Consider the following 11478-nt stretch of genomic DNA (forward strand, 5'->3'; position numbering starts at 1 on the left):
ACCTTGAAATTTCAGCCTTCAACCTTGAATTTTCACCCCTCGAGGCTCAATTTTCACCCTCTGAGGTTGAATTTCGAGCCTCCAACGTTCAATTTCAAACCTTCAACGTTCAATTTTCAGCCTCCGATTTTCGACACCAAATTTACAGATTTTACAACCAATTTCGCACATTAACCCACCATTAACCTACGATTAACTTTCAGAACAGATTTTTAAAGGCAAATTTGCTGCAGATATTGTTAGGATGAAAAACTTAATACTGATTGCCATGCTTTTAATTTCCAAAGTTTACGCGTATTCACAGAAAATCCCCGAAGATTACGGCTACCGCCATTTGCAGTTTAAATTCCAGAATGATCCGGTTGATGTGATTGTGATTTCGAAGAAAGGCGAAGAAAGAATTCCGAAACCACTTTTCTTTTTCTGCCAGGGAAGTCTGCCGCAACCTGTTGTAAAATATGACGAAAAAGGACTTTACGGCACTTTGCCTTTTGATGAAAATCCGTTTTTGAATGATTTTCATATCGTGATTGTCGGAAAGCCATTTGTGCCGATTATTTCAGACGTCAACAAACTCGGAAAGGATTTTATGTATTTAAAAGACATCGAAAATGAAATCCCGCCGAAAGGTTATATAGAACGCAATTACCTTGATTATTATGTGTTCAGAAATAACTTCATCCTTCGGCAGCTCGCCAAAGAACGGTGGGTGCGCAATCGGAAACTGGTCGTCGCCGGGCATTCCGAAGGCAGTTCCATCGCTGTAAAAATGGCGGCAACCAACAAAAAAATCACGCACCTGATTTATTCCGGCGGCAATCCGTACGGCAGGATCATGAGCATTCTGGCGCAATCAAGATTTACAGAAAACGATTCCGTTCACGATGGCAGCAACACAATTGATTACTGGAAAACGGTTGTCGACAATTCCAAAAGCATCAGTTTCAACGGCGGCGACAGTTTCAAAACGACTTTTGACTTTTCACAGCCGCAGAATGAAAACCTGAGCCATCTGAAGATTCCGGTTTTGGTGACTTATGGCACGAAAGACTGGTCTTCACCGTACAACGATTTGTTCCGGATTGAAGCCATTCGCGAGAAGAAAAGTAATTTTACTTTCATCGATTACCCAAATCTGGATCATAATTTTTTTCCCGTAAATGAAGAACGAAAGCCGAATTATGAAATTTATAATTGGGATAAAGTAGCGAAGGACTGGCTGATTTGGCTGGAAGACAGTGTTCAGTGATCGGTGTTAAGTAATCAGACCGCAGATGGCAGACTGCAGCCTGAAATCTGCCGACTGCTATCTGCTACCTAATTCAAATTTTGATTATGAAAAAAATAATTCCCGGCTTATTCCTAACGTTCACAATCGCGACGACATCCGCGCAGACGGAAATCCCGAAAGATTCGGTGGCAACAGATTTACAGGAAGTTGTGATTGAAGGGCAAAAACAAGCATTCACGAATAAAAACGGAAACATCAAAATCAATCTTGCCAATTCTGTTTTTGAAAATATCCCGAATGCGGTGGACGTTTTGTCGAAACTGCCTAAAATTATCGTGAGTTCGGATAAGGAAAGCCTGTCGGTAATAGGAAAAGGCGAGCCATTGATTTACCTCGACAACCAGAAAATCACGATGAACGATTTGAATGCTTTGGCTGTCGCCGATATTAAGACGATTGAAATCATCACGAATCCGTCGGCAAAATATGAGGCAGAAGGGCGCGCCGTTGTACTGATTACACGAAAATCGGGCAGGAGAGAAGGTTTCAAAACCACATTTTCGGAAACTGCAGCTTTTAAAAAATCATTCAATAATTATTTGGGTTTCAACAGCTCATTCCAACGGAAGAGACTTGAAATCAGGGCAACTTTCAATTATAACCAATTGCATCCTTGGGAAAGCAACGGCAACGAATTTAGCATTCCTGACAAAAATATCGAATCGAAATTTTTAGTTGTCGACGATTACAAGCGCCCGCAGAATATCGCCGGCATCGGGATTTTGTATAAGATTAATGACAATGATTTTTTGTCTTTTAATGTAGCGAATCAATATCGTAAGGACCTGAACGACATTGATGCCACGACTTTTTATTCTCAAAATGACAATGCGAATAATGTTCAAACACAGAATTTTACCGACGCCAACCGCAATTTTTTCAATTCTTTTGGTAATTACAATAAGAAACTGGGCAACAAGGCCAATTTGTTTACCGGAATACAGCTTTCAGATTTCAGGCAAAATTCTGAAAGCCGCATTTTTAATAATTACAACGAATCTGGTTTCAATCCTACGCAAACTGGCGACCAGGAATTTCGTATTAATGTATTTTCTGCACGAACGGATTTCGAAAAGACTTTTGAAAATGAATTGAAATTCGAAACCGGATTGCTGTGGCTTGCAGCGCATACGAAAACCAAATATACGCAGTTCAATTATGAAAATAATGTTGGAGAAACGGCTGATTACCTTCAAAACGAGACGAATGCCGCTGCTTATATCCAGCTTTCAGGAAAATACAAAAAGTGGAGTTACTCAACCGGAATCCGTGCCGAAAACACAAATCTGAAAGGCAAAGACGAATTTTTAAACATCACAAATAAAAATCGTAATTACACTAATTTATTTCCAAAATTGCAAATAGATTTTGCGATTGACAGCACAAAAACATTAAGTTTTAATTATGCAAAAAACATTGCGCGTCCTGATTATTCTTCAACTGGACAAACATCGCTTTACGCCAATCCGTATTTCACTTACGCCGGAAATACTAATTTAAAGCCTTCAATTACGGATGATATTTCGTGCAATTTACAATTCGGAGATAAATATGTAAAGTTGAATTATTATAAAACTTCCAATCCGCAATATTTTACTTTTGCTTATAATGAAATGCAGGAACTGAATTTCAAACCGATTAACCTGAAAAAGAGTCGGCTTATAACATTGAGTTTGGACTACCTTTCAAAAAAGGTTTGTGGTCGAGTGAAAATATGCTATTCTTTTCACTTGCGAAAGTAGAAGATCCGACGGCTGAAAACTTCCAATCGGATCCTTTTCTATACTATTATTCAGCACAGAATTTTGCATTTCCAAAGCACCTGATTTTTTCAGTCAGTGGCTACGGTATCACAGAAAATAATGTCGGAGCGATTAAAAGAAATGCTTATTTCGTAATGAATACGGCAATTTCAAAGACATTTAGCAATGGTTTCAGTTGTACTTTGAGTTGGAATGACATATTTAAAAACAGCAATTTTTACGAAGATTACAACATCACCGGAATCAATTCGAAAGTTAAATATTACACCGATACTTCAGAGTTTTCAATAGCTTTGAAATATACATTTGGGAAAGTGAAGGACTTTGAAGTTTCGGAAAAAGCGGTGAATGAAAGTACGTCGAGAATTAAATAAAGTGTTCACTGATCAGCCTGCAACCTGAAACCTGCCATCTGACTACTCTTCTTCAGCAAACTCAAAAAACGAAAAAACCGAGCCGCCATAATTCTTCTGAAACGAAAAATGTTCCATGTGGTCGAGTTTGGTATATTTTGAATGTTCGATAACCATCATGCCTTCTTCGTCGAGCATTTCGCGTTCAAAAATCAGCAAAACGATTTTCTCAAATTCTGCTTGCGGTAAGTTATACGGCGGATCGGCGAAGATAATATCGTAAGAAGAATTACTCTTTTCGAGAAATTTAAAAACATCGCTTTTAATCGCTGCAATATTAAAATCGAATTCCTGCGCGACCTGTTTGATATATTTTATACAACCGAAATCCCCGTCAACGCAAGTAATATTATCGCTGCCGCGCGAACCGAATTCGTAACTGATATTGCCTGTTCCGGCGAAAAGATCGAGCACTTTAAGTCCGTCGAAACTGAAATGATTGTTAAGTACGTTAAAAAGCGCCTCTTTGCTCATGTCGGTTGTCGGGCGAACCGGAAGGTTCTTCGGTGCGGTCAGGCGGCAGCCTTTAAATTTGCCGGAAATGATTCTCACGATTGGAAAAGTATAAAATGCTTCAAATTTTCCGCTTTGGAAAAGTCATTGTAAAGCTGCATCACAGATGTGTCAAGCAAATCGACGTTGCGCACGTATTTGTAGGCGACTTTGTAAAACTCGCTGTCTTCCGAAATCGCGCCAAGCAGATGCAGCTTAAAATATTCCGGATTCAGATTCAATTGCTCTGCCGTAAACAGCAAATAGTAAATAAAATCTTCTTTGGTCTTATATTCGAACGAATTGAAAAGCAGCAATTTCTGGTTTTGCACAACGATAATTTCAAAGCATTCTGCCGCAAAATGCACATACACCTGCTTTTCATCATTATTTTTCGACAAATCGAGCAATTTCGAAACCAAAATACTGTTCACATGCCGGTATTCAAACGACCCGAATTGGTCAATCAGATAATTGTTGATGTTCACATACGGAATATAAACATTGTTCATTTCCTGGTTCGCAATGGCGTCAAACGCGAAAAAATCAGTCTCGAAAACCTTGGTATTGTATTGCAGATAACTGCCCGCCAATTCCTCGTCAAACAAAGCCGTCGGCACAAAAGTGTTGAGATTGTTGTTGTGATAAACTACGATTTCATCATAAGGCCGCGTCAAATCGCTGTTGTCTAAAAACGCTTTCCAGTACAATTCTTCCACTTTTGAACCCGAAAAACTGCCAAAATCTATCGTTTTTAACGTCTTAATCCGGCTGCTGAGCGTGTCACGAACGGCATACGAAAATCCGCCAAGGCCAACTTGCAGTACAAGTTTCCGGTAATTCTTTTCGGTAATGTTCGTATTGTTAGACATGGCGCAAACTTACGATTTTAAGTCGAAAGTCGAAAGTCAAAAGCCGAAAGCACAAAATATAGAATTTAAATCGGTATTTTTTTCAGGAGCAGAAACTTCGTGCGCACAATGGCATTCACAACCCGCTATCCGCAGTAGTTTTGCGTCTCGTTAAAGAAACGAGACACAAAAGCTATTTTGCTGCTATCGGGGCTAAATTGAAAATTCGCATTTCCATAATTTTGAAACCATCTGCAAAACTTTGCGCCTTTGCGTCTTCGCGAGAAAAAATCTTATTACATTGCGGTTTAAATACAAAAAATGAACTCGCGCCAGTTCTACAACATATTAACGCGGAATTTCCCGTTCAATCCGACCTACAAGCAGGATATTTTTTTTCAAATGGTGGCAGAATTCGTCACCAACGAAAAAAATGACGAAATTTTTGTGCTCAAAGGTTACGCCGGTACCGGAAAAACCACAGTTATTTCGGCTATAGTCAACAACCTCGCCGAAATCAATAAGAAATATGTGTTGTTAGCGCCAACTGGCCGTGCGGCGAAAGTCATCGCGAATTATTCGCAAAAACCTGCATTCACGATTCATAAGAAAATTTATTTCCCGAAGAAAAACAGTGGCGGCGGCGTGAGTTTCACAATGCAGCCAAACAAGCACAGGAACACTATTTTCATTGTAGACGAGGCTTCGATGATTTCAGATACAAATTCAGAAAGCAAAATGTATGAGAATGGTTCACTGCTTGACGATTTGATTTCCTACGTTTATTCCGGAACCAATTGCAAAATGCTGCTTTTGGGCGATACGGCGCAGTTGCCTCCGGTAAATCTTGATATTTCGCCTGCACTCGACATTGATTCGCTGTACCGCAATTACGATAAGCAAATCAGGCACATCGAACTCGACGAAGTCATGCGCCAGGAAGAAATTTCGGAATTCTGATGAATGCCACCGAATTGCGCGACTGCCTTGCAGCAGATTTTTACGAAGATTTCAAATTCAATCTAAACGGATTTAAAGACATTGTCCGCCTTGTAGATGGTTATGATATTCAGGATGCGATTAATTCGTCTTACAGCAATTACAGCATTGAAGACACGGCTTTTATCGTTAGGTCGAACAAACGTGCAAATGCTTATAATCAGCAAATCCGTACGCGAATTTTAGATAAAGAAAGCGAATTGTCAACCGGCGATTTCCTGATGGTAGTCAAAAACAATTATTTCTGGCTTAAAGATACCGATGCCGCCGGATTCATTGCCAACGGCGATATCATCGAAGTGCTCGAAATGTTCGGGATTATGGAAATTTACGGATTCAAATTCTCGAAAGTTAAATCCGCATGGTTGATTATCCGCAGCAGATTCCGTTTGAAACGGTTTTGCTGCTCGACACGATTACGAGCGAATCGCCATCGCTGACTTACGAAGAATCGAATCGCCTCTATCAGGAAGTCATGAAAGACTACGAAAATGAAACCACCAAATACAAGATGTTCCAGAAAGTCAAGGAAAACGAGTTTTTCAACGCACTTCAGGTAAAATTTTCCTACGCTATAACCTGCCACAAATCACAAGGCGGACAATGGAATACGGTTTTTGTAGAACAACCTTATTTGCCTGACGGCATTGATCGTGATTACATCAGATGGCTTTATACTGCGATTACGCGGGCGAAGGATAAGTTGTATCTGATTGGGTTTAAGGATGAGCGTTTTGAGGAGTAAAAAAGTTAACAGTTCACGGTTTACAGTTTACAGTTTACTAAATTTGCCAATATAACAGTCTGAGTATTTCAACTTCTGTTGTCACTGTTAACCGTTAACCGTAAACTATAAACCCATGAAAATAATCGCCGTCATTCCCGCGCGTTACGCCTCAACAAGATTTCCGGCAAAATTAATGCAGGATTTAGGAGGAAAAACCGTCATCACACGCACTTATGAAGCTGCAATCGAAACAAAATTATTCGATGATGTATTTGTGGTAACAGATTCTGAACTTATTTTCGATGAAATTATTTCCAATGGCGGAAAAGCCATCATGAGCATCAAAGCACACGAATCCGGCAGCGACAGGATTGCAGAAGCGGTAGAATATCTGGATGTAGATATTGTGGTAAATGTTCAGGGAGATGAGCCTTTCATTAATAAAGAACCGCTCGAAAAAGTTATCGAAGTCTTTAAGCAGGATGAAGCCCGCCAGATTGATTTGGCTTCGCCGATGCTTGAAATTACTGATGAAACCGAAATCAACAATCCGAATAACGTCAAAGTTGTCGTTGACCAAAGCGGTTTTGCGTTGTATTTCTCGCGTTCTGTAATTCCATATCCAAGAGAAAAGAATGTTGGTGTTCGTTACTTCCGCCACATTGGTATTTATGCATTTCGCAAACAGGCTTTGCTGGATTTTTACAGCTTGCCAATGAAATCACTTGAGGCTTCAGAAAAACTTGAACAATTGCGCTATCTCGAATTTGGTAAGAAAATCAAAATGGTCGAGACTTCTCATGTCGGAATCGGAATTGACACGCCGGAAGATTTAGAGAAAGCTAATGAGATGATTAGAAAATTAGATAATTAGTGAATGAGATGATTAGCAAATTAGCGAATGCGCATATTGAAAACAAAAATGGGCAATGTCTGACAATAATCCAGGTAAGATTTTTTAATGCAACAATGAATTCGCTAATTGCCAAATTCGCTAATTCGCTAATTCAAAAAGAATCAACTCATTGTGCTGTTCTACTCTCGGTATAATCGTGGTTTTCAAATTGAGTTTTTCTAGTTCCGAAATAAAATGCTGGTTGCGGATGTTGTCTTCCTGATTTAAAAGCATCGTATTGAACATCGCAACGCCATTTTCAGCCAGTAAAAAACCAATCCTTCTTACAAAAAAACTTTCGAACAGAAAATTCGGCATTGTCGTATCCTGAAAGATGTCGATGATGATCAAATCGTATTTTTCTTTTGTTTTGAGTACAAATTCAAAGGCGTCATCGATGACGATTTCCAGGTTCGGGATTTTATCAAGTGCAAAATATTTATTGGCGATTGCAATTACATTTTCGTCAATGTCAACGCCGGTAATCCTGCCTTTGTAGTTGATTTCAGAGGTGATGGTTTTAATGACACTCCCGCCGGCAACGCCCAAAACCAGAATATTTTCCATGGCAATTATCCGGTCATAGCCTATTTTTTTAAGGCCTTTTCGAAGGATGCGCTGTAAACTGCCGTAGGAATAATTGGTGTTTTTGGAATCCATCACTAATTCGCCATTATTCCATGTCACTTCAATATTTTTACTCCATTCCGACTTTTTTTCGAAAACGGTAATCGGAATAAGGTAACTAAGCCATTTTTTGAGCACTTCGGATAATTTTATCAAATAAACGATAAATATTATTTTTACGGAAATTTCTGTGGAATGAAACGCAAGATTTATAAACTGATTTTCTTTCGCCTGATGGGATGGAAAATCACCGGATCAATGGACGCCAGTATCAAGAAAAGCGTCATGATTGTCGTACCGCATACCAGCTGGAATGATTTTTTCACCGGACTGTTCGCGCGCGGCATTATCGGGCTTGAAATGCATTGGGTCGGGAAAAAGGAATTATTTAAGTTTCCATTTTCAGGATATTTCCGTTGGATGGGAGGTGAGCCACTCGACAGAAGCGGAGGCCGCAACAACGTAGACGCAATTGTAGATATATTCAAAAAGCGTGGTGTTTTCCGTATGGCGATTGCACCCGAAGGAACCAGAAAAAAAGTTACGGAATGGAAAACCGGGTTTTATTACATCGCCTTAAAAGCAGATGTTCCGATTATCCCAATTGCGTTTGATTATGGCAGCAAAGAAGTCAATGTCGCTCCGGCATTTTATCCGACAGGTGATATTGAAGATGATTTCCGTAAGTTGGAAAGCCATTTTATCGGCGTAAAAGGGAAATTTCCCGAAAAGAGTAATTTGTAAAAAAAACATCTGTATAAATCCAAACTCAAAAAATCTGCGTAAATGATTGAAAGAGCGGCACTGAAAAGCCTCTTTTGAAAACGACAAAATCAGCAATGCTGTAACGATATAGATTTTTGTGTTTGTTTTATTGGTTCTGAAAGCCTCAATCCGACGTGGATTGGGGTTTTCTTTTTTGGTCACTTCGGGATATAATTTTTGAAGGTACCATTTTTGTAAAACACTACTATTTTTTCAATTTGCTCCGTATTCGGAATTTCAGAATAGGGAAGATGGTTTGTTGTTGAAACAGATTTATCGGTTGTCACGCTTTCTGCATTTTCAAAATTTTCCTGTGGTTTTTGCGCTGTGATTTTTTCTTCAGAAGCCGCTGCATTTTTTAACATCGAACCTTTTCCATTTAAAAGCCAATACAAATCTATGTCTGCAAATTCCTCTGAAATCTTCATTACAAAATCCAGGCTTGGTTTGTTTCTTCCCGATAGGAGATGGGAAAGGCTCGAACGCTGCACACCAATTTTATCGGCAAATGAAGAAGCATTCAGGCTGTAATATTCGAGTAAAATTTCGAGTCGTTTTATGAAATCTTCGGCGTTTACCATTGTAAATTATAAATTGAAACTGTATTGTTACAAATGTAAATAAAAGAAATGAATGGAAGCTATTTACAACTGTAAATTAATTAAAATCGATAGCTTTATATTTAATTTAACTTCAAATAAATAAATTTAAAATATTGATTTTAAAATATTTAATATGTAATTTAATAGTGTTTAATATATGATTTAATGTACTCATTGCCGCATCATTATTTTTTGTTTACAATTATAAACTTTTTGAAATACCGATGCTTGTACAATTGTAAAACCAAAGTTGTTTACTTTTGTAAATGTAAAAACACACTTATGAATTTCGAGCAAATTTACAATCAGTTTAAAGAAGAGAAAATCTCCGAACGGTACATTACGCTAAACCATATCGAGCCGATTTTGAATCGACTTTCCGAAAAAATAAAAGTGGCAGTCATTGGAAAATCAGTACTTGAAAGACCAATTTATTCTTGTCAATCTGGTTCAGGAAAAATCAAAATTCTGATCTGGTCGCAAATGCACGGCAACGAATCAACGACTACAAAAGCACTCTTGGATTTTTTTAATCTGCTCGAAAGTGATGCCGAAATCGCAAAGGATTTATTGAATCGTTTTTCCTTTTGCATAATTCCAATACTGAATCCCGACGGAGCAGAGGCCTATACACGCGTGAATGCCAACAAAATCGACTTAAATCGCGATGCCCAGGATTTATCGCAACCCGAAAGTATTGTACTTCGCAGGGCTTATAATGATTTTGAGCCTGATTTCTGCTTCAATATGCATGACCAACGGACGATTTTTGGAGTCGGAGACACCAATAAACCTGCAACGGTGTCTTTTTTGGCGCCGTCTTACGATGAAGAAAGAAATATAAATGCTGTTCGTGAAAAGGCTGTTAGCGTAATCGTTGCGATGAACAACACGCTCCAGCAATTCATTCCTGGTCAGGTTGGGCGGTTCGATGACGGATTTAACCTGAATTGTGTTGGGGATACGTTCCAACATGCGGGGACACCGACAATCTTGTTTGAAGCCGGACATTTTCAGGGCGATTATGAAAGAGAAGAAACGCGTAAATTCATCTTTTTTGCATTATTATCAGCGTTCGACTCAATTTACGAAAACGTTATAGTTGATAACGTTTTTGAAGATTATGTGAATATTCCGCAAAATAATCCGCGATTTTTTGATTTTGTTTATAAAAACATCAAAATAAATTATGATAGTTCAGATAAATTCATCAATTTTGCTGCACAATTCAATGAAGAATTAATAGATAATCAAATATTTTTTAACGCTTTTGTTGTTAAAATTGGCGATTTAGAAGAAAATGTCGGGCATACGGAATTGGATGGTAATGGACAATCATTCAAAAATTTCACCGAAAATTCGCTTCAACTTAATCAAAAAGCTGATTTTTTTATAGGCGAAAGCGTACAAATCCGCAATGGAATTGTACAATCATAGTATTTGTAGCTGTTAGTCCTGTTGATTTGTACGACAAACACCGGATAATAAAACAAAACACAAAAGTTATGAGTAAGTTTCGCTTAGATGAGGTAGATCACCAGATTTTAGACATGTTAATTGACAATACACGAGTTCCGTTTACTGATATCGCTAAAAAACTTTTGATTTCGGCAGGAACCGTGCACGTAAGGGTAAAGAAAATGGAAGACGCCGGTATTATCATGGGCTCTTCATTGACACTTGATTATGAAAAATTAGGATATTCCTTCATCGCTTACGTAGGTGTGTTCCTGAACAATACTTCGCAAACCAAATTTGTTTTGGAGCGTATCAACGAAATTCCGTTCGTCACCGTAGCGCACGTGACTACAGGAAAATTCAATATTTTCTGTAAAATCCGCGCAAAAGATACCAAGCACGCAAAAGATGTAATCTTCATGATTGACGACATCGAAGGTGTTTACAGAACTGAAACCATGATTTCACTCGAAGAAAGCATCAACGATAAAAAGCGATTGATGCATACGATTTTCAAAAATATGTAATCGTTTTCGTTAAAAATATTGAAACCTCCGTTGAAAGACGGAGGTTTTTTTATTAACTTAATGGAAAA

General features: G+C 38.5%; 9 protein-coding genes and 2 pseudogenes. 7 read left to right on the forward strand and 4 right to left on the reverse strand.

Annotated features, from left to right (window positions below):
- The first annotated feature begins 244 nt into the window (after nucleotides 1–244).
- Both ACSLFW_RS11745 and ACSLFW_RS11750 read left to right on the forward strand, forming a co-directional pair.
- Nucleotides 245–1249 carry an alpha/beta hydrolase family protein gene (locus ACSLFW_RS11745; RefSeq protein ID WP_436555904.1) on the forward strand — a complete coding sequence of 335 codons (1005 nt, stop codon included), beginning with the start codon at nucleotides 245–247 and terminating at the stop codon, nucleotides 1247–1249.
- Nucleotides 1250–1644: 395 nt separating this feature from the next.
- Nucleotides 1645–3428: pseudogene (locus tag ACSLFW_RS11750) on the forward strand (TonB-dependent receptor domain-containing protein).
- Nucleotides 3429–3470: 42 nt separating this feature from the next.
- Here ACSLFW_RS11750 and ACSLFW_RS11755 read toward each other — a convergent pair.
- Nucleotides 3471–4019, reverse strand: a complete 549-nt coding sequence (locus tag ACSLFW_RS11755; RefSeq protein ID WP_436555905.1) for an RsmD family RNA methyltransferase — start codon at nucleotides 4017–4019, stop codon at nucleotides 3471–3473.
- Nucleotides 4016–4831: a DUF3822 family protein gene (locus ACSLFW_RS11760; RefSeq protein ID WP_436555906.1), complete on the reverse strand. Its 816-nt coding sequence runs from the start codon at nucleotides 4829–4831 to the stop codon at nucleotides 4016–4018. Before ACSLFW_RS11760 ends, ACSLFW_RS11755 begins: the two co-directional genes overlap by 4 nt.
- Nucleotides 4832–5131: 300 nt before the next feature.
- Here ACSLFW_RS11760 and ACSLFW_RS11765 point away from each other — a divergent pair.
- Together ACSLFW_RS11765 and kdsB are read left to right on the forward strand one after the other, a co-directional pair.
- Nucleotides 5132–6554 (forward strand): annotated as a pseudogene (locus tag ACSLFW_RS11765) (ATP-dependent DNA helicase).
- 115 nt (nucleotides 6555–6669) lie between these two features.
- Nucleotides 6670–7410 (forward strand): 3-deoxy-manno-octulosonate cytidylyltransferase, encoded by a 741-nt coding sequence (gene kdsB / locus ACSLFW_RS11770; protein WP_436555907.1) that lies wholly within the window; start codon nucleotides 6670–6672, stop codon nucleotides 7408–7410.
- Nucleotides 7411–7530: 120 nt separating this feature from the next.
- Here the strand turns inward: kdsB and ACSLFW_RS11775 are convergent, their stop codons facing one another.
- A complete protein-coding gene (locus ACSLFW_RS11775; protein ID WP_436555908.1) occupies nucleotides 7531–8196 on the reverse strand; it encodes a spermidine synthase in 666 nt (221 codons plus the stop codon).
- A 57-nt stretch (nucleotides 8197–8253) separates the two neighbouring features.
- Here ACSLFW_RS11775 and ACSLFW_RS11780 point away from each other — a divergent pair, with 57 nt between their 5' ends.
- Nucleotides 8254–8802 (forward strand): 1-acyl-sn-glycerol-3-phosphate acyltransferase, encoded by a 549-nt coding sequence (locus ACSLFW_RS11780; protein ID WP_436555909.1) that lies wholly within the window; start codon nucleotides 8254–8256, stop codon nucleotides 8800–8802.
- 179 nt (nucleotides 8803–8981) lie between these two features.
- Here ACSLFW_RS11780 and ACSLFW_RS11785 read toward each other — a convergent pair whose 3' ends face one another.
- The gene (locus tag ACSLFW_RS11785; protein ID WP_436555910.1) at nucleotides 8982–9404 is read right to left on the reverse strand and encodes a helix-turn-helix domain-containing protein; all 423 of its coding nucleotides are present in this window, start codon (nucleotides 9402–9404) and stop codon (nucleotides 8982–8984) included.
- A gap of 303 nt (nucleotides 9405–9707) precedes the next feature.
- On the opposite strand from ACSLFW_RS11785, the gene ACSLFW_RS11790 reads away from it, so the two are divergent.
- Both ACSLFW_RS11790 and ACSLFW_RS11795 read left to right on the forward strand, forming a co-directional pair.
- Nucleotides 9708–10862: a M14 family metallopeptidase gene (locus tag ACSLFW_RS11790; protein WP_436555911.1), complete on the forward strand. Its 1155-nt coding sequence runs from the start codon at nucleotides 9708–9710 to the stop codon at nucleotides 10860–10862.
- Between the two features lie 68 nt (nucleotides 10863–10930).
- Nucleotides 10931–11410: an Lrp/AsnC family transcriptional regulator gene (locus ACSLFW_RS11795; protein ID WP_091140893.1), complete on the forward strand. Its 480-nt coding sequence runs from the start codon at nucleotides 10931–10933 to the stop codon at nucleotides 11408–11410.
- Nucleotides 11411–11478 lie beyond the last annotated feature (68 nt).

This window comes from Flavobacterium sp. 3HN19-14, assembly GCF_051373205.1.
In the GTDB taxonomy this organism is placed as follows: domain Bacteria; phylum Bacteroidota; class Bacteroidia; order Flavobacteriales; family Flavobacteriaceae; genus Flavobacterium.

Bases quoted from the DNA above. Each gene is read 5' to 3' on its own strand.
- ACSLFW_RS11745 (WP_436555904.1), top strand. From the start codon at position 245: ATGAAAAACTTAATACTGATTGCCATGCTTTTAATTTCCAAAGTTTAC.
- ACSLFW_RS11760 (WP_436555906.1), bottom strand. From the start codon at position 4,831: ATGTCTAACAATACGAACATTACCGAAAAGAATTACCGGAAACTTGTA.
- kdsB (WP_436555907.1), top strand. From the start codon at position 6,670: ATGAAAATAATCGCCGTCATTCCCGCGCGTTACGCCTCAACAAGATTT.
- ACSLFW_RS11780 (WP_436555909.1), top strand. From the start codon at position 8,254: ATGAAACGCAAGATTTATAAACTGATTTTCTTTCGCCTGATGGGATGG.
- ACSLFW_RS11785 (WP_436555910.1), bottom strand. From the start codon at position 9,404: ATGGTAAACGCCGAAGATTTCATAAAACGACTCGAAATTTTACTCGAA.
- ACSLFW_RS11790 (WP_436555911.1), top strand. From the start codon at position 9,708: ATGAATTTCGAGCAAATTTACAATCAGTTTAAAGAAGAGAAAATCTCC.
- ACSLFW_RS11795 (WP_091140893.1), top strand. From the start codon at position 10,931: ATGAGTAAGTTTCGCTTAGATGAGGTAGATCACCAGATTTTAGACATG.